Origin of the sequence: Pseudomonas macauensis, from assembly GCF_047902425.1 — a bacterium.
Classification (GTDB): Bacteria; Pseudomonadota; Gammaproteobacteria; order Pseudomonadales; family Pseudomonadaceae; genus Pseudomonas.
This window is the reverse complement of sequence record NZ_CP138377.1, coordinates 721,809-744,092: the sequence shown is the minus strand read 5'-3', so window position 1 is coordinate 744,092 and position 22,284 is coordinate 721,809. Positions and strand designations below refer to the sequence as shown.

Genomic DNA, 22,284 nt, shown 5'->3' with positions numbered 1-22,284 from the left:
CGCAGGCGGGCATTTTACCCGAGTTTGCGACTGCGCGTGAGGATCAATCCCGGCTTTGTATACAAAAGTACAAGGCCGGGACGGGCGGTCAGTTGAACAGGCCGTAGAAGAACAGGCGCAGGCTGTCCCAAATGCGGCGGAAGAAGCCGCCTTCTTCAACGGCGTTCAGTGCGACCAGGTCGGAGGTACGGACGACCTTGTCACCCAGCTTGACCTCGACCTTGCCGATCACCTGACCCTGCTGGATCGGGGCCATCAGGCTCGGCTCGACAACCATGTTGGCCTGCAGCTGCTTGAGCTGGCCGCGCGGTACGGTCATGGTCAGGTCTTCGGCCAGGCCGGCTTTGACTTCGTGCTCGGAGCCCTTCCAGACCATGGCCTTGGTCAGCTCGGCGCCCTTCTTGTAGAAGGTCTGCGATTCGAAGAAGCGGAAGCCGTAGGTCAGCAGCTTCTGGGTCTCGGCGGCGCGGGCCTGTTCGCTGTTGGTGCCGAACACCACGGCGATCATGCGCTGGCCGTCACGCACGGCGGAGGCCACGAGGCAGTAGCCGGCTTCGTCGGTGTGGCCGGTCTTCAGGCCGTCGACGGTCTTGTCGCGCCACAGCAGCAGGTTGCGGTTGGGCTGCTTGATGTTGTTCCAGAAGAACTCTTTCTGCGCGTAGATGGCGTAGTGGGTCGGCTCGCCGTAGATGATGGCGCGGGCCAGGACGGCCATGTCCTTGGCGGACGAGTAGTGGTCCGGGTTGGGCAGGCCGGTGGCGTCCATGAAGTGGGAGTTGGTCATGCCCAGCTTCTGCGCGGTGGTGTTCATCATGTCGGCGAAGGCGTCTTCGCTGCCGGCGATGTGCTCGGCCAGGGCGACAGAGGCGTCGTTACCCGACTGGATAATGATGCCGTGCAGCAGGTCACTCACCGAAACTTGGGAGCCGACCTTGATGAACATGCGCGAACCGCCGGTGCGCCAGGCATGCTCGCTGACGGTGACCATGTCGGATTCGGCGATGCGGCCGCCTTCGATTTCCTTGGTGGCGATGTAGGCGGTCATCAGCTTGGTCAGGCTGGCCGGGGGCAGGCGCTCGTCGCCGGCGTTCTCGACGAGAATCTGGCCGCTGGCGCCGTCCATCAGGACCCAGGCCTTGGCCGCCAGTTGCGGCGCGGCGGGAACGACTTCAGCGGCCCAGCTGGCCACGGGGGCGCTGAGCAGCACAAGCAATGACAGGCGTTTGGCGATGTTGAAGATGTTCATCCGTTTCTCTGGGGTTCACTAATGGTCAAACAAACAATCCCCTCGTGGGGGAACTCATGCCGCGGCCTCTACGGACCACTGCGGCTCGTGCCGTGGAGACTCAGTCCAGATGCACGAGCTTGGGTTGGCCAAGATTGGCCACGCGGATGCTGTCCTGCATCCGGCTTGCTTCATCCTGCGTGTTGATCGGCCCCAGGCGCACTCGGTACAAGGTCTGCTGGTTGACCACGACCGAGCTGATAAAGGATTTCGCCCCCGTCAGGCTGCCGACCTTCTCCTTGAGAAGCTCCGCAGCGTCCGGGTTGGCGAAGGCACCCACCTGGAGATACAGGCCATCGGCTGGTAATGAAGCGTTTTTTTTTGAGTCGATCTGAACCGGCGCCACGGGCGCTGCGTGCTGCGTGGGCGGCGGGGTGTAGGTTTCGATCGGTTGCGCCATGGCCACGGCCTGTGGCTGCGCGGCGGCCGGCTGCTGCGGGGCCATTTTCGGCAGCGCCATGATCATCGGCTGCGACTTGCCCTGGGAGGCCCACCAGCGATCCGGGTCGATACCCTCGACCTTGACCCGCGCGGTGCCGGTTTCGGCGTAACCGAGCTTCTTCGCCGCGGCGAAGGACAGGTCGATCACCCGGTCGGAATAGAACGGACCACGGTCGTTGACCCGGACGATCACGCTCTTGCCGTTGTCCAGGTTGGTGACGCGCACGTAGCTGGGCAGCGGCAGGGTCTTGTGCGCGGCGGTCATGCCGTACAGGTCGTACTGCTCACCGTTGGCGGTGGCCTGGCCGTGGAACTTGGTGCCGTACCAGGACGCGGTGCCTACCACGTTGTAAGTACGTGCGTCGTTCATCGGGTAGTAGGTCTTGCCCAGCACGGTGTAGGGGTTGTTCTTCACCGGCCCGTTGTGGCGCATCGGCACGGCATCAGGGATGCGCGAAACGTCGACGTCCCACCAGGGCGCGCCGTCGCGATGCGGGCGGTTGTAGTCGTAAGGGCCGGAAATGCCGCTGCTGGCGACTGGCTGCTGCTGCGGCGCGCGGTTACCCGTACAACTGGCGAGGAACACAGTGCTCAGGCCAACGCAGGCGGCCAGCGACCAGAGGCCGGGACTTGCGATTCGCTTGCTCAATGGACACCTCGCGCCTTGGCGATCTCGCCAGCCAGCTGATGGACCGCCATGGCATACATGGCGCTGCGGTTGTAACGGGTGATCACATAGAAGTTCGGCAGCCCGACCCAGTATTCGGAGCCCTGGTCGCCTTCCAGGCGCATGGCGGTGACCATCAGGTCGTCGCGCAGTACGTCATGGGTGCGCCAGCCCTGAGAGCGTAGCTGACCGAGGTTCAACTGCGGCTCCAGGCCCTGGGTGATGGCATCCTCGGCGGTGGAGGTGCCCAGCTCGGCCTGCGACACCACCGGTTCGCCGGTGTGCCAGCCGTGCTGCTTGAAGTAGTTGGCGACGCTACCGATGGCATCGGTCGGGTCGCTCCAGATGTTGATGTGGCCGTCGCCGTCGAAGTCCACGGCATAGGCGCGGAAGCTGCTTGGCATGAACTGCGGCAGGCCCATGGCGCCCGCGTAGGAGCCGGTCAGGCTGAGCGGGTCGACCTGCTGTTCGCGGGCCAGGAGCAGGAACTGCTTGAGTTCCTTGCGGAAGAAGTCGGCGCGCGGCGGGTAGTCGAAGCCCAGGGTGGACAGGGCGTCCATCACCTTGAAGTTGCCGGTGTTGCGGCCGAAGAAGGTCTCTACGCCGATGATGGCGACGATGTACTGGGCCGGCACGCCGTATTCCTGCTCGGCGCGAGCCAGGGCCTCGGCGTTCTGGTTCCAGAAGTCCACGCCACGGTTGATGCGCGCGTCGGTGACGAAGATCGGGCGGTATTCCTTCCAGGTCTTGACCCGTTCGGCAGGGCGGGAGATGGCGTCGAGGATCGATTGCTTGCGTTCCACGTCATGGAACAACGCCATGAGCTGTTCGCCGGCGAAGCCGTACTCACGGGTCATTTCGCTGACGAACTCGGCCACTTGCGGCGAGCCATCGTAGTCGCCCGCGGCAGCGGCACCGGACATGCCGATCGCCCCCGCGATTCCGACCCAATGCACTCCCCTGGCAGCCCAGGCGCGCAATACTTGCATCCCTTTCTTCACTCTTGTCATCAAACCTGGGCGATCCACTTGCGATGGGTATGGATCGACATCAAAACCCCGAACCCTGACATCAGGGTCACCAGTGAAGTTCCGCCGTAACTAATGAAGGGCAGCGGAACCCCCACCACTGGCAACAACCCGCTGACCATACCAATGTTGACGAACACATACACGAAGAAGGTCATGGTGATACTGCCGGCGAGCAGCTTGCCGAACAGCGTCTGCGCCTGGGCGGTGATCCACAGCCCCCGGTAGATCACCAGCAGGTACAGCACCAGCAGGAGGCACACCCCGACCAGGCCGAACTCTTCGCCGAGCACGGCAATGATAAAGTCCGTGTGGCTTTCGGGCAAAAAATCCAGATGGGACTGCGTACCCAGCAGCCAGCCCTTGCCGAAGACCCCGCCCGAGCCGATGGCGGCCTTGGACTGGATGATGTTCCAGCCGGTGCCCAGCGGGTCGCTTTCCGGGTCGAGGAAGGTCAGTACGCGCTGCTTCTGGTAGTCGTGCATGACGAAGTACCACATGGCCACCGCCACCGGCACCGCCGCCGACACGGCCATGATGATCCAGCGCCAGCGCAGGCCGCCGACGAACAGCACGAAGGCGCCGGAGGCTAGCACCAGCATGGCGGTACCCAGGTCCGGCTGCTTGAGGATCAGCACGAAGGGCACCACGATCAGCGCCAGGCCCACCACGCTGTGCTTGAAGCCCGGCGGCAGCGAGCGCTTGGACAGGTACCAGGCGATGGTCATGGGCATCAGCAGCTTCATGAACTCCGCCGGCTGGAAGCGGATCACCCCCGGGATGTTGATCCAGCGGGTCGCGCCCATGGCGTTGTGGCCCATCACGTCCACTACCACCAGCAGCGCCACGCCGATCAGGTAGCCCAGCGGCACCCAGCGGGCGAGGAAGCGCGGCTCGATCTGCGCCAGTACGAACATAGCCCCCAGGCCCAGGCCGAAGGATGACGCCTGCTTGATCAGCAGGTCCCAGCTCTTGCCGCTGGCCGAATAGAGGACGAACAGGCCGACGGAGACCAGGGTCACCAGCAGCAGGAGCAGCAGGCCGTCGATGTGCAGGCGCTGCAACAGGCTGGAGCGCCGCTTCATCACGTCTTCGTTGGACAAGGTGCGGTCGAAATTGCCGTTCTTGGTCATGGCTTGGCGGCCTCCGCCGTGGCCTGGGGCGCGTATTCAGGCTTGAGCTTGCCGTTCTCGTCGAGCAGCCAGGCGTCCATCACCTGCTTGAGCACGGGTGCGGCGACGCCGGAGCCGGACTCGCCGTTCTCCACCATCACTGCCACGGCGATCTGCGGGTTGTCCGCCGGGGCGAAGCCGACGAACAGGGCGTGGTCACGGTGCCGTTCGAGGAGCTTGGAGCGGTCGTACTTCTCGCCCTGCTTGATCGCCACCACCTGCGCCGTACCGGACTTGCCGGCGATGCGATAGACGGCGGTGGCGCCGACCTTGTGCGCGGTGCCACGGGCACCGTGGACCACCTGCTGCATGCCATTGTCGACCAGGCTCCAGTTGTTCGGGTCCTTGAGCAGGATGTCCGGCATCGGTTCGGGGTCCACCGGCGGCTGGCCGTCGATGGTCTTGGCCAGGTGCGGACGGATCCACTTGCCCTTGTTGGCGATCAGCGAGGTCATCTGCGCCAGCTGCAGCGGCGTGGCCTGCATGTAGCCCTGGCCGATACCGAGGATCAGCGTCTCGCCGGGGAACCAGGCCTGGCGGCGAAGGGCGCGCTTCCACTGGCGCGAGGGCATCAGGCCCTCGGCCTCGCCGAACATGTCCAGGGCCACGCGCTGGCCGAAGCCGAACTCGCTCATGTAGTCGTGCAGGCGGTCGATCCCCAGCTTGTGGGCCAGGTCGTAGAAGTAGGTGTCGTTGGACCGCATGATCGCGGTTTCCAGGTTCACCCAGCCATCGCCCGAGCGGTTCCAGTTGCGGTACTTGTGGTCATAGTTCGGCAGTTGGTAGTAGCCGGGGTCGAACACACGGGTGGCGGGCGTCACCACGCCGGCGTCGAGGCCTGCGATGGCCACCGCCGGTTTCACCGTCGAGCCCGGCGGATAGAGGCCGCGCAGCACGCGGTTGTACAGCGGGCGGTCCTCGGAATCGCGCAGGGCGGAATAGTCCTTGAAGCTGATGCCGGTGACGAACAGGTTGGGGTCGTAGCTCGGCTGGCTGACCATCGCCAGCACGTCGCCGGTGGACGGCTGGATCGCCACGATGGCGCCACGACGGCCGGCCAGTGCCTCCTCGGCCTTGGCCTGCAGCTTGCTGTCGATGCTCAGTACGATGTCGCGGCCGGACACCGGCTCGGTGCGCTTGAGCACGCGCAGCACGCGGCCACGGGCGTTGGTCTCTACTTCCTCGTAACCCACGGTGCCGTGCAGTTCGTTCTCGTAGAACTTCTCCACGCCGGTCTTGCCGATGTGGTGGGTGCCGGAATAGGCCACCGGGTCGAGCTTCTTGAGCTCCGCCTCGTTGATCCGCCCGACGTAGCCGACCGAGTGGGCGAAGTGCTCGCCCAGCGGGTAATGGCGGACGAACTGCGCGGCCACATCGACGCCGGGCAGGCGGTACTGGTTCACCGCGATGCGGGCGATCTGCTCTTCGGACAGCTCGAACATGATCGGCACCGGCTCGAACGGCCTGCGGCCCTGCTTCATGCGCTTCTCGAAGATGGCCTGGTCTTCCTCGGTGAGGCCGAGGATGTCCACCAGGGTCTTGAGCGTGTCCTTGAGGTTCTCGGTGCGCTCGCGGGTGATGGTCAGGCTGAAGCTGGGACGGTTGTCGGCGATGATCACGCCGTTGCGGTCGAAGATCAGCCCGCGGTTGGGCGGAATCGGCTGGACGTGGACGCGGTTGTTTTCCGACAGCGTCGAGTGGTAGTCGTACTGCGTCACCTGCAGGTGATACATGCGCGCCACCAGCACCAGCGCCAGCAGGAAGATCGCCACCCCGCCGACGATGACGCGGGCGCGGACCAGGCGGGCGTCCTTCTCGTGGTCCTTGAGCTGTATCGGCTGCGGCATCGAAAACGGCTACGACTACTTGTGGTAAGGGTGCCCGGACAGAACCGTCCAGGCGCGGTAGATCTGCTCGCCAACCAGGATGCGCACCAGCGGATGCGGCAGGGTCAGCGGCGACAGCGACCAGCGCTGTTCGCTGCGCGCGCAGACCTCCGGCGCCAGGCCTTCCGGCCCGCCGACCATGAGGTTGACGGTGCGCGCGTCCAGGCGCCAGCGGTCGAGCTCCTGCGCCAGCTGGGGGGTGCTCCAGGGCTTGCCTTCGACTTCCAGGGTGACGATGCGTTCCCCGGGCTGGACCTTGCTCAGCATGGCCTCGCCTTCCTGGCGGATCAGCCGCGCCACGTCGGCATTCTTGCCACGCGTGTTGAGCGGGATTTCCACCAGTTCCAGGGACAGCTCCGAGGGCAGGCGCTTGACGTACTCCTGCCAGCCCTCTTCCACCCAGCGCGGCATGCGCGAGCCGACCGCGATCAGACGCAGACGCACGGCGGACTTACTCGGCGCTGTGGTGTGCGCGGCTCTGCTCGGCGCCCTGCCACAGGCGCTCCAGGTCGTAGAACTGGCGGGTGGCCGGCTGCATGACGTGGACCACGACGTTGGCGAGGTCGATCAGAACCCACTCGCCGCCTTCCTGGCCTTCGCTGCCAATCGGCTTGACGCCCTGTTCCTTGACCTTCTCCAGCACGTTGTCGGCCAGCGACTTGACCTGGCGGCCGGAGCTGCCGGTGGCGATGACCATGACGTCGGTGATGCTGGTTTTCTCGCGCACATCGATGACGGTGATGTCCTGCGCCTTGAGATCTTCCAGAGCGGCGATGGCCAGCTCGACCAGTTGTTCGGTTTGCATTGAATGACTCTCTAACTTGATCAGTGAGGCGCCTGGTACAGGCCGTGTGCCTCGATATAGTTCAACACCGCGTCCGGCACCAGGAAGCGCGCCGAGCGCCCTTGCGACAGGAGTTGGCGAATCTGGGTGGCGGAAACTGCCAGCGGCGTCTGCCAGACGAAGGTGATCTGCCCGGCCGGGCCGGTCATCGCCTTCGGGTCGGCAACACTGCGCGCCGCCAGCAGGTCGCGCAGGTCTTCCGGCGGCTCGCTGTCGGCATCCGGGCGCTGCAGCACGACGACATGGCAGTGCTCCAGCAACTCTTCCCAGCGATGCCAGGTCGGCAGACCGCAAAATGCGTCCCAGCCGACCAGCAGGAACAACTGGTCCTGCTCATCCAGCTCCCCACGCAGCGACTCCAGGGTGTCGATGGTGTAGGAGGGTTTGTCACGTTTGAGCTCGCGGTCGTCGACCACCAGCGGGGCCACGCCGGCCACCGCCAGCTCGACCATCGCCAGCCGCTGCGCCGGCTTCACCTGCGGGGTGTCGCGGTGCGGCGGACGAGCGTTGGGCATCAGGCGCAGTTCGTCGAACTCGAACTGCTCTGCCATCTCCACCGCGCTGCGCAGGTGGCCGATGTGCACCGGATCGAAGGTGCCGCCGAACAGGCCGATCCGCCGGGGACGCGCCTTCTTCATCAGGTGCGCACGTGCCCGTCGCCGAACACCACGTACTTCTCGCTGGTCAGGCCTTCCAGGCCGACCGGGCCGCGGGCGTGCAGCTTGTCGGTGGAAATGCCGATCTCCGCGCCCAGGCCGTACTCGAAACCATCGGCGAAGCGGGTCGAGGCGTTGACCATGACCGAGGCCGAATCCACTTCGGTGAGGAAGCGGCGGGCGTCGGTGAAGTTCTCGGTGATGATCGCGTCGGTGTGCTGCGAGCCGTAGGTGTTGATGTGCTCGATGGCCTGGTCCAAGCCATCGACTATGCGGATCGACAGGATCGGCGCGTTGTACTCGGTGCGCCAGTCTTCCTCGGTGGCTTCCAGCACGTCGTTGCCCAGCAGCGCGCGGGTGGCGGCGTCGCCGCGCAGCTCCACGCCCTTGTCGCGGTAGATGGCGGCCAGCGGCGGCAGCACGCGGTCGGCGATGCCGGAGTGGACCAGCAGCGTCTCCATGGTGTTGCACGGCGCGTAGCGCTGGGTCTTGGCGTTGTCGGCGACGCGGATCGCCTTGTCCAGGTCGGCGGCAACGTCGATGTAGACGTGGCAGATGCCGTCCAGGTGCTTGATCACAGGGACCTTGGCGTCGCGGCTGATGCGCTCGATCAGGCCCTTGCCGCCGCGCGGAACGATCACGTCGACGAACTCGGGCATGGTGATGAGCGCGCCGACGGCAGCGCGGTCGGTGGTTTCCACCACCTGCACGGCGCTCGCCGGCAGACCGGCGGCGGCCAGGCCCTGCTGGATGCAGGCGGCGATGGCCTGGTTGGAATGGATCGCCTCGGAGCCTCCGCGCAGGATGGTCGCGTTGCCCGACTTCAGGCACAGGCTGGCGGCGTCGATGGTCACGTTCGGACGGGATTCGTAGATGATCCCCACCACGCCCAGCGGCACGCGCATCTTGCCGATCTGGATGCCGGACGGCACGTAGCGCATGTCGCGGATCTCACCGATGGGGTCCGGCAGCGACGCGACCTGGCGCAGGCCCTCGATCATGTCGTCGATGCGCGCCGGGGTCAGGGCCAGGCGGTCCAGCATGGCTGGTTCCAGGCCATTGGCGCGGCCGTTGGCCAAGTCCTTTTCGTTGGCTTCGGTCAGTTGGGCGCGGGCGGCGTCCAGGGCATCGGCAGCGGCCAGCAGGGCTTGGTTCTTCTGCGCGGTCGTGGCGCGCGCGACAACGCGCGACGCTTCACGGGCGGCGCGGCCCAGGCGGCTCATATAGTCGAGAACGGACTCGGTCATGATCTAACGCGTCTGCGTGAGGGAAATGCGCGATTATAGCGGGACCGCGCCCTTACCGGCCAGCCACAGCAGCCGGCCGGTAGACAGGCCGTTTCACGCCCATCCGGGTAACGCCATCCCTGCGCACACCCAGGCGCCCGGCGGCGAAACGGTGACACCCAGGCCGTTCCCCTCGCACATCGCCCCCCGAAGGTTGGGTAAACAAATTCGTATCCACTGTTTACTTTGCTCAGGGCCTGCAGTCGTTTCGCATCGGCCTCGCCTGAACGGCTGCAGGCCCTGGTGCGAAATGCCCCCGTGCCTCCATCACACGGCGCCAGGGAAGAACAACAAGAGGCGGCCCACCGCCGGAGAACTGCCATGCGCTATCGCACCGATTACAGCGCCCAGACGCTGAGCGCCGCTCCCGCGGTGCTCGATCTGGACGGTTGGCAACTGCATTACCAGGCCTTCTCCTCGCGGGAAGACGACCCCAGGCCGCCGGTACTGCTGCTGGGGGGCGCGTTCCAGAGCTTCCGCTCCTTCGCCAGCGAGGTCTCCGAGCTGCTCGCCGGGCATCCGGTGATCCTGCTCGACCTGCCCAGCCAGGGCGGCAACCTGCAACTGGCGCCAGAGCTGAGCCTGGAAGACCTGGCTGACCTGATCGCCGCCTTCGCCGAGACCCTGCAGTTGCCGCCGCTGATGCCCATCGGGCTGTCCTACGGCTCTGCGTTGGCGGCGCTGTTCGCCGCCCGCCACCCACGGCGTTGCGCGCGCCTGCTGCTGGCCGGCATCACCGCCTTCGGCCGTCCCGGCGCCCGCGCCTTGCTGGAAGAGGCCCTGGCCCGCCTGGAGCTGGGCGAGCAGGAGCCCTTCGCCTACGGCGTGCTGACCGGCCTGATCAACCCGCTGCGCCTGGCCGATACCGGTGTCTCCCCGGTATTTCGCAAGGCCCTGCTGCGGCAGTTGCAGCGCCTGACCCCGGCGGAAATCGAGCGCTACCGACAGAACAGCCAGCGCCTGCTGGCCTTCGGCGGCTTCGACCGCCATCCGCAGTGCCCGACCCTGGTGCTGGCCGGCGAATACGATCACTTCACCCAGCCGTGGGAGCACGCCGAGTTCGCCCACGCCTGTGCGGACGCGCAATTCGCCCTGATCCACAACGCCGACCACCTGGCCCAGTTCGAACGCCGCGACGCCTGCGCCCGGCTGTACAACCCCTTCCTGCGAGGTGAAGCCCTGCCCCGCAGCGCGGCGGGCAGCACACGCTTCCAGCGTCAGCAACTGCTGCATCTGGAGCGCCGTTTCGAAGCGCGCCTGGCGCCGTCCGACACCCGTGCCGTGCTGCGCAATGGCGAAGGCGGCGAATGGCGCTGCGAGCTGGCGGAGCTGGGGTATTTCGGCGGGCTGATTCGCGTCCAACTGCCAGCCGAGCGCCCGGCACGGGGATGGAAGCTGGCCTCCGCCGGCCTGCCCGAGCTGGATATCCTGCCGCTGCGCTACAGCGGCGACGGCCTGGCCTTCATCTTCGCCCACGGCGACCCACAGGCCAGCGCAGCGCTGGCGGCGATGGTCGTGCCGATGCAGCAGGGGGCCTTCGCAGCCTGATAAATAATCCCCGTAGGGCGCATGACGCCTCGGGAGTTATCCGCCATCAGCCGGGTCAATCGAAGAGAGGTGGCGGATAAAGCGTTCCGCTTTATCCGCCCTACGACCTGGCACCGTTCGCGAGCAAGCTCGCTCCTACAAAAAGCGGCTCCGGTGCATCCGGGACCCTGTAGGAGCGAGCTTGCTCGCGAACCGCCCGGCCCAGAATCTAAACCCGCGCCTCGATCACCCGCACCAGACTCGGCATCCGCCCCTTCGGCAAGCCCAACCCCGCGCCATCCACCTGCGGATCGAGCACCGACACCCGGCCGAACCCGCAGCCGCGGAATGCTTCGCCGATCTCCCCGGCACTGCGGTAATGCAGCGGATACCCGCCCCGCGTCAGCCGCCCGATCAGCCCCACACCCCAGCGAATCTGCCGGTAGCGCGGATGCTCGCGCAGGTCAGGATAGAGCTCGGTCAGGTAGGTCGCCTCCGGGAATACCCGCAGCGCCTCCGCCAGCCGTCGCCAGAAGCCCTCGATCACCGGCCGCTGGAAGTAGTTCACCAGCCCTTCGGTGATCACCACCACCGGACGGCTCGGGTCGAGCCCGGCCAGCAGGGCGCCGAGGCTCTGCTCGCCGTGCTCGGCGAGGATATCCACGGGCCGCACGCGGTGCTTGCCGTCGAGCCAGCCCTGCGCCTGCAGCAGCTCCGACTTGCGCGCAGCCATGGGCGGCAGGTCGGCCTCGAGGTAAGTGAGCTGCGGATAGCGCTGGCGGAAGCGCCGACCACGGGGCGACAGCCCGCAGGCGATCTCCACAACCTGGGTGACCCCGCACTGCTCGATGGCCTGGGAGAGCCGGGCGTCGATCAGCAAATGACGCTGCAGCAGGAAGTCTTCGATATTCAGGCCGAAGCCGATGCGCGCGCCCCAGTTGATCGGCGCCACGCAGCCATGCACCCAGCGGCCGAAGGTCGTGGCGAAGGCCGGTTCGGCCAGTTGATGGCGGAACCACACGTAACCGGTGTAGTGCGCGCTTGGAGTGATGTGGGCGCTGTCGGCCCGGACGCGTTCAGCCATGGTTAAGATTCTTGTTGTTATGATTCGCCAGCCTAAGACCGGCTCTCCTGGCCCGACAATCCGATGCCCGACGAACCCAACCTAAGTTTGCCCTGGCCCGACGCCAATCCCCTGCCGGATACCTTCTTCAACCGCGATGCGCTCACCGTCGCCCGGGAACTGCTGGGCAAGGTGATCCGCCACCGGGTCGGCGACCTCTGGCTGTCGGCGCGGATCATCGAGACCGAAGCCTACTACCTGGCCGAGAAAGGCAGCCACGCATCCCTCGGCTACACCGAGAAGCGCAAGGCGCTGTTCCTCGACGGCGGGCACATCTATATGTACTACGCGCGCGGCGGCGATTCGCTCAACTTCAGCGCCGGCGGCGCCGGCAACGCGGTGCTGATCAAGTCCGGACACCCCTGGATGGACCGCATCTCCGGCGACGCCGCTCTGGCTTGCATGCGCCAGCTCAACCCGGCCGCCGACGGCAGCGAGCGCCCCATCGGCAAGCTTTGCGCCGGCCAGACCCTGCTCTGCCGCGCCATGGGCCTGAAGGTGCCGGACTGGGACGCCCAGCGCTTCGATCCGCAGCGACTGTTCGTCGACGACCTCGGCGAGCACCCCGCGCAAGTCATCCAGGCCGCGCGCCTGGGCATTCCCCACGGCCGCGACGAACACCTGCAATACCGCTTCGTCGATGCCGCCTTCGCCCCCTTCTGCACGCGCAACCCGCTGCGTCGCGGACAGGTCGAAGGACGCGACTACCACCTGCTCGAAACTCAGGACGCCCCACTGCGATGATCGACCTCGCTGCCTTCAACACCTGGATGGCCACCCACCCGCAATGGCTTGCCGGGGTCCTGTTCCTGGTCGCCTTCCTCGAATGCGCCGCCATCATCGGCATCCTCCTGCCCGGCGTGGTGATGCTCTTCGCCATCGCCGTGCTGGCCGGCAGCGGCATCCTGGGCCTGGGCGAAACCCTGGCGCTGGCGTTCTTCGGCGGCCTGCTGGGCGATATCTCGTCCTACTGGATCGGCCGCCACTTCCACCAGGACATCCGCCGCCTGCCTGTGCTGCGCCATCGCCCGGAATGGCTGGCCGGCGCCGAGGGCTTCTTCGCCCGCTACGGCGTCGCCAGCCTGCTGGTCGGCCGCTTCATCGGCGCGCTGCGGCCGTTCCTGCCGATGATCGCCGGCATGCTCGACATGCCCTTCGGCCGCTTCCTCGCCGTCTCGATCGTCGCCGCTGCCGGCTGGTCCATCGCCTACCTGGTGCCCGGCTGGGCAACCGGCGCCGCCATGCGGCTGCCGCTGCCGGAAGGTTTCTGGGCGGAGGCCGGGGTGGTTGCCGCGTGCATCGCGGCGGTGCTGGCGCTGATCATCCACGCCGAACTGCGCAAGGAACGCAACGCACCGCTGATCGGCGCCATTGGCTGCTTCGCCCTGCTGATCGCCATGCTGGTCGGCTGGCCGCACCTGGACGCCCTTGACCACGGCCTGATGGCGCTGGTGCAGGAGCATCGCCAGGGCTGGCTGGATGAGGTGATGGTGGCCGTCACCCGAGTCGGCGACTTCCGCACCCAGTTCATCGCCGGCGCCCTCCTCGCCCTGCTCCTCGCCGTGCTGCGCCTGTGGCGCCACGCCATCTTCGCCGCCGGCACCCTGGTCGGCACGGCGCTGCTCAACACGACGCTCAAGCATCTCTTCGGCCGCGCCCGCCCCGAGGTGATCGCCGACCCGCTGTCGGCCTTCAGCATGCCCAGCGGCCACGCATCGGCCTCCTTCGCCTTCTTCCTGGTGCTCGGCGTGCTGGCCAGCCGCGAGAAAAGCCCGCGCGTGCGCCTGACCTGGATGCTGCTGGCAGTCATCCCGGCGGCCTTCATCTCCATTTCGCGGGTCTACCTGGGCGCCCATTGGCCCAGCGACATCACGGCCGGCGCGCTGCTCGGCGCCTCGGTGTGCGCCGCCAGCCTGTGGATAAGCCAGCGCCGCCTGGAGCTGTCGGCCCTTGCGCCACGCCTCTGGTGGAGCCTGCTGCCAACCATCCTGATGTTGCTGGCCTTCGCCAGCATCTGGGGCCTGGGCAGCGCCATTCATCGCTACCAGCCCCTCTAGGGTTTACGCCCAGGGCCGATCCCGCATCAGCTCGGCGCAGCGCAACTGGATGAACTCGCGCAGCTGAGTCACCGCCCGGCTGAGCTGCGCGCGGTGGGTGCAGAACAGGTTCATCGGCGTGGCTTCGCCCAGGTAGTCCGCCAACGCCACTTCCAGGCGACCGGCGCGCACGTCGGCCGCCACGTCCAGCCAGGACTTGTACACCAGGCCCTGCCCCGAGACCGCCCAGCGGCGCACCACGTCCGCGTCATCACAGAGGCGGTCACCGCGCACCGTCACCTCGTGCTGTTTGCGGCTGTCGCTGAAGCGCCAGCGTTCATGGGCGCGGCCGCCGAGCATGTAGAGCAGGCAGTTGTGCTTTTGCAGCTCGTCCGGATGCCTGGGTTTGCCGTGGCGGGTGAAGTAGTCCGGCGCGGCGCAGAGTACCCGGCGGTTGTCCGGGGCCAGCGGCAGCGCCACCAGGTTCGAATCCCCCGGCAAGCCCAGGCGGAACGCCACGTCCACCGGCTGGCGGTAGAGATCGGCCTGGCGGTCGCTGATCAGCAGGCGCAGGTTCATCCGTGGATGCAGTGTCTGGAACTCGTCGAGCCAGGGCAGCAGCACGTTGCGGCCGAAATCCGAAGGCGCTGAGACCTGGAAGTTGCCGGCGATCTCGCTCTTGCCGCCGGCCAGCAACTGGCGGCCATCATCCAGGCTCTGTAACGCCGCGCGGGCATGGGCCAGGTACAGCTCGCCCTCGGCGGTCAGGCGCAGGCTGCGGGTGGAGCGGGCGAACAGCCGCACGTCCAACTCGCTTTCCAGGCGCTTGAGCGCCGCGCTGGCCACCGCCGGCGATAGTTCCAGCTCGCGGGCCGCGGCCGAGAGACTGCCGTGTTCGGCGGTGCGGACGAAGATCTGCAGGTCGTCGAAACGCAACATTTTCAAAATTCCTTTGAAAGAGACTCTCTACTTACGCGGTTTTTCTTGATGGCGAAAGAGAGCAGCATGCCTTCACCTTCAACGCACCTGGAGACCTTACGGATGAGCCTGACCCTGATCGCCATCATTCGCGCCAAGCCCGGCCGCGCGGACAGCCTGCAGCAGCACCTGCACGACATGCTCGCGCCGTCCCGCGCCGAAGCCGGTTGCCTGCAGTACGACCTGCACCGCGACATCAAGGACGCCGATCTGATCTACATGATCGAGCAGTGGCGTGATGAAGACGCCCTCGCCGAACACGAGGCGAGCCCGCACTTCCAGGCCCTGCTGAAGGCCTCCGAACCTGACCTGGCGGAACTCGACATTCGCCTGATGAACCGCATCGACTGAAAGGAACGCCCATGAAAGCCATCGGCTACACCCAGAGCCTGCCCAGCAGCGACCCGAACGCCCTGATCGACATCCAGTTGCCGGAGCCCACGCCCGGCCCGCGCGACCTGCTGGTGGAGGTCCGCGCCATTTCCGTCAACCCGGTGGACACCAAGGTGCGCCTGCGCGCCCAGCCCGCCGAAGGCCAGTACAAGGTGCTCGGCTGGGACGCCAGCGGCGTGGTCCGCGCGGTGGGCAGCGAAGTCAGCCTGTTCAAGCCGGGCGACAAGGTCTGGTACGCCGGCGACCTGACCCGCCCCGGCAGCAACGCCGAGCTGCAGCTGGTGGATGAACGCATCGTCGGCCACATGCCGCAGAACCTCGACTTCGCCCATGCGGCCGCCCTGCCGCTGACCACCATCACTGCGTGGGAACTGCTGTTCGACCGCCTGCAGGTGGCCGAGGGCAGCGCCAGCAAGGGCCAGAGCTTGCTGATCGTCGGCGCCGCCGGCGGCGTTGGCTCGATCCTCACCCAACTGGCGCGCCAGCTCACCGGCATGACCGTGATCGGCACCGCGTCGCGGCCGGAAACCCAGGAATGGGTGCGCAACCTCGGCGCGCACCACGTGATCGATCACCGCAAACCGCTGAGCGAGGAGCTCAAACGCATCGGCATCGGCGAAGTTACCCACGTGGCCAGCCTGAACCAGACCGAGCAGCACCTGGCCGAGATCGTCGCCAGCCTGCGCCCGCAAGGCCGCCTGGCGCTGATCGACGACCCGGAGAACCTCGACGTGCGCCTGCTCAAGCAGAAGAGCCTGTCGCTGCACTGGGAGTTCATGTACACCCGCTCGATGTTCCACACCGACGACATGATCGAGCAGCACAAACTGCTGCAACGCGTGGCCGGGCTGATCGACAGCGGCGTGCTGAAGACCACCCTGGGCGAGCACTTCGGCCGGATCGACGCGGGCAACCTGCGCCGCGCCCACGCGCTGCTGGAGAGCAATACGGCCAAGGGCAAGATCGTGCTGGAGGGGTTCTGATACAGGCACTCTGATCCGCATGGTTCGCGAGCAAGCTCGCTCCTACAGGCTCCCGGATACACCGGAGTCGCTCTTCGTAGGAGCGAGCTTGCTCGCGAACCCACCCCACTCAGTCCGTGACCTTGGCCCCCGCCAACAACCGGCAGAGCTTCTCGGTGGCATCGAGCATCGCGTAGCTCGGTCGCTCCAGATTCTTGTCGGGGATGGGCCAGAGCTGGCCCAGGCGCGTGGCGGTGAGCTGCGGCATCTGTGTCCAGGATTGCAGCTCGGCATGGCTGCCCCCCAGGATCACCTCCGGATCGCGCGCCAGCACGGCCTCCTGGCTGACCTGCGGCGCCGGCAGGCTGAGGTCGGCGAACAGGTTGCGGCCGCCGCAGACGCCCAGCGCATCGCTGATGATCTGGTTGCCGCCCAGCGTGTAGAGCGGGCGATTCCAGACCTGATAGAACACCTTCAGCGGCCGCTCCCGGTGGAACTGGCTACGCAGCGTCTGCAAACGCTCTTCGAAATGCTTCGCCAGCACCTGTCCCTGTTCCTGCCGGCCCAGGCGCTCGCCCAGCTCGCGCAGTTGCCGCGCGACGTCCTCCAGGCGATGGGGATCAGCGATGTAGAGGGGAATACCGAAGGATTTCAGCCGCGCCAACTGCGCTTCCGGCACGGCGCCGGGCCACACCAGCAGCAGATCGGGGCGCAGGTTGAGCACCTGCTCCAGATTCACCTGCCCATAACGCCCCACCGACGCCAGGCCATCCAGCCCCGGCGGACGCGGCCCACCATCGAGCACGCCGACCAGCCGGTCGGCCGCGCCGAGTTCGAGCACCATGTCGGTGAGGGACGGCGCCAGGCTGACCACCCGCTCCGCCGCCGCCAACGGCAGCGCCAGCAGCAGTGAAAGCAGGCAGAGGAGACGACGCATTCAGACGAGCTGGCGGGGAATGCGGTACAGCCAGAGGATGACCAGGCTGGCCAGCCCCAGCAGCAGGACGGCGACGCCACTCAGGTCGACCAGCACCGCCAGAGCACCGAGCCAGGCCGGCAGGCTGCCGACCAGCACGCCACGGCGTTGCGCGGCGCCGAGCGCCTGCCAGGCCGCGGGCTCTTCGGCGGAGTCACGGGCGTTCTGCGCGGCGACCAGCGCGCGCTTGTAGCCACGGAACAGCGGCAGGGTGAAGAACATCGAGATCAGCCCGGCGACAAAAACCGGCGTGGCCAGCTGTTCGGACCAGCCCGTTTCACCCACCAGCGCCAGCAGCAGATGCTGCGGCGCCAGCGCGAGGGCCAGCAGCAGCCACCAGATCAGATTCAGCCGGCGCCGCGCGACGGCGCGGTTCACGAAGCTTCGACCTCGGCCTCGGCTTCGCCCTGATGCATGTTGCCCAGCATGTGGCCGAGCTTGCCGGCCTTGGTCGCCAGGTAGCGCTTGTTGTGCGGGTTCAGGCCCTTCTGCAGCGGCACCCGCTCGGCAACGGTCAGGCCGTAGCCTTCCAGCGCCTTCACCTTGCGCGGGTTGTTGGTCATCAGCTTCAGCGAGCAGACGCCCAGGTGCTTGAGCATCGGCAGGCACATGGCGTAGTCGCGCTGGTCGGCGCCGAAACCCAGGGCCAGGTTGGCTTCCACGGTGTCCGCACCCTCATCCTGCAGGGCGTAGGCGCGAATCTTGTTGAGCAGGCCGATGCCACGGCCTTCCTGACGCAGGTACAGCAGCACGCCGCGACCTTCTTTGGCGATGGCCGAGAGTGCGCCTTCGAGCTGGAAACCGCAGTCGCAGCGCAGGCTGAACAGCGCATCGCCGGTCAGGCACTCGGAGTGCAGACGTCCCAGCACCGGCAGGCCGTCGTCGAGCTGGCCCATGGTCAGGGCGACGTGTTCCTTGCCAGTTTCCTCATCGAGGAAGCCATGCATGGTGAACTCGCCGAAGGGAGTGGGCAGCTTGGAGGCGGCGACGAAAACGACAGACACCGGAAACTCCTGAAAGATTTATCTAAGGAAGGAGGACCGGCATTGTAGCAGCAGCGCCGGCCGCACCGTCATTGCGAATTCTGCAAGATAAGCATCGACGCTATCGATGGAAGCGGCGCGCAGCAGATTCTGGGCAAGCTCTCAATGCTTGGCCTGGATGTACATCATCCCTTGATCCTCACGCCAACCCACGCGGTTGAGGTAGCTCATGCCGAGCAGGATTTCGGTGGGGAATTCGCCTTCCAGCACCACCGCTTCCACGCCCAGCACCTCGACGCCACCGAGCTTCACGCTGTTGAGCGAAACCTTCCAGCCCCTGGCTGTGCCGCTCGCGGTGGAGGCCATCATGGGTGTGCCAACGGCGCGGTAGTCGATACCCAGGCGGCGTGCCTGGCCTTCGTTCATCGCCACCGAGGTGGCGCCGGTGTCCACCAGGAACTGCGCGCTCTGGTTGTTGATGGTCCCGGAGACCCAGTAGTGGCCTCCGTTGCCGCGGGCGATGCTCATCTCGGTGCGCGCCGCCGGCGCCGAATAACCGCCGTCGTTGTACTCGCGCTCCAGCGCGTAGCTCTGCTCCATGCCGCCGACGCGCAGCACGGCCTTGTGGGCGTCGGCACTGATCAACTGGATGCCTTCCGGACCGGTCTGGCCCACCTTGAGCAGCTTGCGCTGGCCATCGATGTTGAGCACCGCCGCTCCGGGGAACAGCCCCACCACGCGCACCTGGGGCGCAGCCAGCGCCAGCGCGGAGCAGAAGGACAGGCAGAACAGCAGGAACAGGCGCGGCATCACGATCACTCCTTGGGTGGCAGCAGCGGCTTCAACGGGGCATAGGGCCAATGCCAGCGCTTGAACAGGCGCTCCAGTTCGCCACTCCGATAGAGCACCTGCATACGCGCATCGAACAGCTGCGCCAGCGCGCGGCCGCGTTCGTTGTTGGCAAAGCCAAGATACAGCGGAATCGAGGCGATATCGGTGATCCGGTAGACGCTGGCATCGACGCCCTTGCCCTGGAGCATTTCCTCCAACTCGGGGCGGGCATCGATGAAATAGTCGATTCGCCGGCTAGCGAGCATCGGCAATGCCGAGCTGCGGCGTTGCAATTCGTTGCGCTGTGTCAGGTGATCCAGGTAGCGGTCGAAGGCGTAGCCGCGCATCCAGGCCAGGCGGAAGCGGGCCAGGTCGGCCAACGTCGGCGCCGGGGAATCCTTGCGCCCCAGCGCGCCGATGGGGTCGACGTCGTAGGGCCAGCGCGGGTAGATGACGTTGCTGATTTCGTCACGATAGGAGCCAACCCAGGCGTCCGCCTCGCCGCGCTGCACCAGGCCGACCGAGCGCACATAAGGCTCGCTGCGCGGGACCAGGCGCACGCCCTGCGGCTCGTACAAGGCACGCAGGAGATCCCAGGCCAACCCACGGCCATCGGCCTGGGTGTAGTTGACCCAGGCTTCGCTGGCGACACGGATTTCAGTGGGCGGGCCATCCGCCCATGCCGGCAGCCACCACAGTACGCAAAGCAGGTACAGCAGTCGGCGCATCGATCTTCCTCAGATCAGCCAGCGGGCCCAACCCCAGGTCAGCCCCTGCATCACCAGCCAGGCGAACACGCCGGCCAGCACGTCATCGAGCATGATGCCCACGCCGCCATGGACGTTGCGGTCGACCCAACTGATCGGCCAGGGCTTGGAAATATCGACGATGCGAAACACCACGAACCCGACCAGCAGCCACCACCAGCCTTCCGGCACCAGCCAGAGGGTGATCCACATGCCGACCATCTCGTCCCAGACAATCCCTTCGTGGTCATGCACCCGCAGGTCGTCCGCCACTTTGCCGCATAGCCAGAAGCCGAACAGCATGGTCACGCCCAGCATCAGCCAATACCCCCAGTCCGGGAGCATCTGCCACAGTGGCATGAAGGGTAGCGCAACCAGCGAGCCCCAGGTGCCGGGCGCCTTGGGCAGGGTGCCGGAACCGAAGCCGAAGGCCAGGAAATGCCAGGGATTGCTCCATACCGAATGGGGCACGGGCTGTGCGGGAGCCTGGTCGGGGTGTTCTGTCACGGTCACTCCATGAAATGCAGGTAGCCGCCCTGGCGCGGCGTGATATCGGCCCCCTGCGCGTCCAGCACGCGAACGCCGGAGCCGGCCTCCACCCTACCGACCACACAGAGCTGCGGCCAGTTCGCGGAAAGAACGGGCAAGTGCTCGGGCGGCAGCGTGAAGGCCAGTACGTAATCATCCCCCGCGCCGAGCTTCAGTTGTCGTGCGCGCTCGGCACCCAGCAGCGCCTCCAGCGGCGCGCTCGCGGGCAAACGCTCGGCCTCGATGACCAGCGCCACACCGGAAGCTCGGGCGATATGCCCACAGTCGGCCAGCAGTCCGTCGGAAACATCCAGCGCCGCACTGGCCATGCCCCGCAGCGCCTGGCCGAACGCCAGTTGCGGTTGGGGCGACCAGTAGCGCGCCAGCAGCGGCTCGGCGATGGCCGGCTCGGCCGAAAGCTCCCCCAGCACCAGCGGCAGCGCGCCGCCCGCTTCGCCCAACGCACCGCCGACACAGAGCAGGTCGCCCGGCCGGGCGCCGGCACGGGTGATCGCCTGCCCGGCGGGCACGGCGCCGAACACGGTGATGGTCATGGACAACGGGCCACGGGTGGTATCGCCGCCGATCAGCGCCATGGCGCACTCCTGAGCCTTCAGGTTCAGGCCACGGGCGAAACCCTCGAGCCAGGCCGGGTCAGCCTCGGGCAGGGTCAGCGCCAGGGTGAAGCCGATGGGCGAAGCGCCCATCGCGGCCAGGTCGCTGGCGGACACCGCCAGGGCGCGCTGGCCGAGCAGGAAGGCATCGCAGACGGCGGGAAAATGCACGCCAGCGACCAGGGTATCGGTGGAAATCGCCAGCTGTTCGCCGGCTTTGGGCGCAAGAAGCGCACAGTCGTCGCCGATCCCCAATGCCACTGCCTCGCCGCCGGCCGCACAGGCGGCCGAGGCGAAGTAGCGACGGATCAGCTCGAACTCACCCATGCCTCAGCGCTTGGCGCCGCGCAGTTCCGCCGCGCGCAGACGCGGGGCCAGCTTGTCCAGCACGCCGTTGACGAACTTGTGTCCGTCGGTGGCGCCGAAGGTCTTGGCCAGCTCGATCCCTTCGTTGATGACGACCTTGTAGGGTACGTCCAGGCGGTTGCGCAGCTCGTAGGTGGAAAGGCGCAGGATCGCCAACTCGACCGGGTCGATCTCTTCCAGCGCGCGGTCCAGGCAAGGGGTGAACTCCTTGTCCAGCTCGCCCTTCAGGCGCGGCACGCCGTGGAGGATTTCGTGGAAATAGGCGCCGTCGACATCGCTGAAGTCGTTATCGACACGGAAGGCCGCCTCGATCTCGTTGAGCGGCTGGCCCGCCATCTGCCAGGAATACAGGGCCTGCACCGCGAGGCTGCGAGCCTTGCGACGCATGGCGATCTTGTTGGGCTTGGCGGGCTTTGCCGGAGTACCGCTGTCCTGGCTCACTTGGCCTCCAGCTGCGACAGCAGGCTCACCATTTCCAGGGCGGACAGGGCAGCTTCGGCGCCCTTGTTGCCGGCCTTGGTGCCGGAGCGCTCGATAGCTTGTTCGATGGAGTCTACGGTCAGCACGCCGAAGGCGACCGGCACGCCGAACTGCAGGGAAACCTGCGCCAGGCCCTTGGTGCATTCGCCGGCTACGTATTCGAAGTGCGGGGTGCCGCCACGGATCACCGCGCCGAGGGCGATGATGGCGTCGAACTCACCGCGCTGGGCAACTTTCTGCGCTACCAGCGGGATTTCGAAGGCGCCCGGAGCGCGGATCACGGTGATTTCGCTCTGGGCGACGCCATGGCGCACCAGCGCGTCGATGGCGCCTTCCACCAGGCTTTCCACCACGAAGCTGTTGAAGCGGCCAACCACCAGGGCGAAGCGGCCTTTGGGGGCGATGAAGGTACCTTCGATGGTCTTCAGGGTCATGGGCAGGTCTCGTCTGTTAAAGAGCCGGAGCGTCTCGTGACG

Annotated in this window: 25 protein-coding genes; 5 read left to right on the top strand and 20 right to left on the bottom strand. The window is 66.6% G+C overall.

Translation table 11 applies throughout. From position 1 onward, the window contains the following. Positions 1-88: 88 nt before the first annotated feature. The 9 genes from SD196_RS03530 to SD196_RS03490 form a co-directional block, all read right to left on the bottom strand. Complete coding sequence (locus SD196_RS03530) at positions 89-1,246, bottom strand: D-alanyl-D-alanine carboxypeptidase family protein (RefSeq protein WP_275610051.1); 1,158 nt, start codon at positions 1,244-1,246, stop codon at positions 89-91. Positions 1,247-1,346: 100 nt separating this feature from the next. Further along, complete coding sequence (locus tag SD196_RS03525) at positions 1,347-2,375, bottom strand: septal ring lytic transglycosylase RlpA family protein (protein ID WP_331319810.1); 1,029 nt, start codon at positions 2,373-2,375, stop codon at positions 1,347-1,349. Then, a complete protein-coding gene (gene mltB, locus SD196_RS03520) occupies positions 2,372-3,394 on the bottom strand; it encodes a lytic murein transglycosylase B (RefSeq protein WP_275611878.1) in 1,023 nt (340 codons plus the stop codon). The genes SD196_RS03525 and mltB overlap by 4 nt, the downstream gene beginning before the upstream one ends. Positions 3,395-3,402: 8 nt before the next feature. Continuing rightward, entirely contained in the window at positions 3,403-4,506 is a 1,104-nt protein-coding gene (gene rodA / locus SD196_RS03515) for a rod shape-determining protein RodA (protein WP_275611877.1), read from the bottom strand. 44 nt (positions 4,507-4,550) lie between these two features. Beyond that, entirely contained in the window at positions 4,551-6,440 is a 1,890-nt protein-coding gene (gene mrdA, locus SD196_RS03510) for a penicillin-binding protein 2 (protein WP_331319811.1), read from the bottom strand. Between the two features lie 15 nt (positions 6,441-6,455). After that, positions 6,456-6,923: a 23S rRNA (pseudouridine(1915)-N(3))-methyltransferase RlmH gene (gene rlmH / locus SD196_RS03505; RefSeq protein ID WP_205338922.1), complete on the bottom strand. Its 468-nt coding sequence runs from the start codon at positions 6,921-6,923 to the stop codon at positions 6,456-6,458. Between the two features lie 7 nt (positions 6,924-6,930). Beyond that, entirely contained in the window at positions 6,931-7,284 is a 354-nt protein-coding gene (gene rsfS, locus SD196_RS03500) for a ribosome silencing factor (protein WP_275610048.1), read from the bottom strand. Positions 7,285-7,304: 20 nt separating this feature from the next. Beyond that, on the bottom strand, positions 7,305-7,961 hold the full coding sequence (gene nadD, locus SD196_RS03495) for a nicotinate-nucleotide adenylyltransferase (RefSeq protein ID WP_275610047.1): 657 nt from the start codon (positions 7,959-7,961) through the stop codon (positions 7,305-7,307). Beyond that, positions 7,961-9,226 (bottom strand): glutamate-5-semialdehyde dehydrogenase, encoded by a 1,266-nt coding sequence (locus SD196_RS03490; protein ID WP_343575390.1) that lies wholly within the window; start codon positions 9,224-9,226, stop codon positions 7,961-7,963. Before SD196_RS03490 ends, nadD begins: the two co-directional genes overlap by 1 nt. Positions 9,227-9,586: 360 nt before the next feature. Here SD196_RS03490 and SD196_RS03485 point away from each other — a divergent pair, with 360 nt between their 5' ends. After that, positions 9,587-10,813, top strand: coding sequence for an alpha/beta hydrolase (locus SD196_RS03485; protein WP_343575393.1), 1,227 nt, complete (start codon positions 9,587-9,589; stop codon positions 10,811-10,813). Between the two features lie 208 nt (positions 10,814-11,021). Here the strand turns inward: SD196_RS03485 and SD196_RS03480 are convergent, their stop codons facing one another. After that, complete coding sequence (locus tag SD196_RS03480) at positions 11,022-11,876, bottom strand: class I SAM-dependent methyltransferase (RefSeq protein ID WP_416311062.1); 855 nt, start codon at positions 11,874-11,876, stop codon at positions 11,022-11,024. Between the two features lie 63 nt (positions 11,877-11,939). Here SD196_RS03480 and SD196_RS03475 point away from each other — a divergent pair, with 63 nt between their 5' ends. Together SD196_RS03475 and SD196_RS03470 are read left to right on the top strand one after the other, a co-directional pair. Further along, a complete protein-coding gene (locus tag SD196_RS03475; RefSeq protein WP_275610043.1) occupies positions 11,940-12,659 on the top strand; it encodes a DNA-3-methyladenine glycosylase in 720 nt (239 codons plus the stop codon). Further along, positions 12,656-13,972: a bifunctional DedA family/phosphatase PAP2 family protein gene (locus SD196_RS03470; protein WP_343575400.1), complete on the top strand. Its 1,317-nt coding sequence runs from the start codon at positions 12,656-12,658 to the stop codon at positions 13,970-13,972. Before SD196_RS03475 ends, SD196_RS03470 begins: the two co-directional genes overlap by 4 nt. Before the next feature lie 3 nt (positions 13,973-13,975). Here the strand turns inward: SD196_RS03470 and SD196_RS03465 are convergent, their stop codons facing one another. Further along, positions 13,976-14,890, bottom strand: coding sequence for a LysR family transcriptional regulator (locus SD196_RS03465; protein ID WP_275610041.1), 915 nt, complete (start codon positions 14,888-14,890; stop codon positions 13,976-13,978). 102 nt (positions 14,891-14,992) lie between these two features. On the opposite strand from SD196_RS03465, the gene SD196_RS03460 reads away from it, so the two are divergent. Then, entirely contained in the window at positions 14,993-15,280 is a 288-nt protein-coding gene (locus SD196_RS03460) for a putative quinol monooxygenase (protein ID WP_275610040.1), read from the top strand. An 11-nt stretch (positions 15,281-15,291) separates the two neighbouring features. Continuing rightward, on the top strand, positions 15,292-16,305 hold the full coding sequence (locus SD196_RS03455; protein WP_343575404.1) for a zinc-binding alcohol dehydrogenase family protein: 1,014 nt from the start codon (positions 15,292-15,294) through the stop codon (positions 16,303-16,305). 109 nt (positions 16,306-16,414) lie between these two features. On the opposite strand, the gene SD196_RS03450 is transcribed toward SD196_RS03455, so the two are convergent. The 9 genes from SD196_RS03450 to ribE form a co-directional block, all read right to left on the bottom strand. Further along, positions 16,415-17,221, bottom strand: coding sequence for a cobalamin-binding protein (locus SD196_RS03450; protein WP_275610038.1), 807 nt, complete (start codon positions 17,219-17,221; stop codon positions 16,415-16,417). Beyond that, a complete protein-coding gene (locus tag SD196_RS03445; protein ID WP_275610037.1) occupies positions 17,222-17,638 on the bottom strand; it encodes an MFS transporter in 417 nt (138 codons plus the stop codon). It lies immediately after the preceding gene. Then, complete coding sequence (gene ribA, locus SD196_RS03440; RefSeq protein WP_275610036.1) at positions 17,635-18,264, bottom strand: GTP cyclohydrolase II; 630 nt, start codon at positions 18,262-18,264, stop codon at positions 17,635-17,637. The genes SD196_RS03445 and ribA overlap by 4 nt, the downstream gene beginning before the upstream one ends. Positions 18,265-18,405: 141 nt before the next feature. After that, on the bottom strand, positions 18,406-19,053 hold the full coding sequence (locus SD196_RS03435) for a retropepsin-like aspartic protease family protein (RefSeq protein WP_275610035.1): 648 nt from the start codon (positions 19,051-19,053) through the stop codon (positions 18,406-18,408). Between the two features lie 5 nt (positions 19,054-19,058). Then, positions 19,059-19,802, bottom strand: coding sequence for a transporter substrate-binding domain-containing protein (locus SD196_RS03430; protein ID WP_343575409.1), 744 nt, complete (start codon positions 19,800-19,802; stop codon positions 19,059-19,061). Positions 19,803-19,811: 9 nt separating this feature from the next. Continuing rightward, positions 19,812-20,327 carry a phosphatidylglycerophosphatase A gene (locus tag SD196_RS03425; RefSeq protein ID WP_331319819.1) on the bottom strand — a complete coding sequence of 172 codons (516 nt, stop codon included), beginning with the start codon at positions 20,325-20,327 and terminating at the stop codon, positions 19,812-19,814. A gap of 2 nt (positions 20,328-20,329) precedes the next feature. After that, positions 20,330-21,289 (bottom strand): thiamine-phosphate kinase, encoded by a 960-nt coding sequence (gene thiL, locus SD196_RS03420; RefSeq protein ID WP_331319820.1) that lies wholly within the window; start codon positions 21,287-21,289, stop codon positions 20,330-20,332. A 3-nt stretch (positions 21,290-21,292) separates the two neighbouring features. After that, positions 21,293-21,715: a transcription antitermination factor NusB gene (gene nusB / locus SD196_RS03415; protein ID WP_275611876.1), complete on the bottom strand. Its 423-nt coding sequence runs from the start codon at positions 21,713-21,715 to the stop codon at positions 21,293-21,295. A 50-nt stretch (positions 21,716-21,765) separates the two neighbouring features. Then, entirely contained in the window at positions 21,766-22,242 is a 477-nt protein-coding gene (ribE, locus tag SD196_RS03410) for a 6,7-dimethyl-8-ribityllumazine synthase (protein WP_081517125.1), read from the bottom strand. Positions 22,243-22,284: the final 42 nt, after the last annotated feature.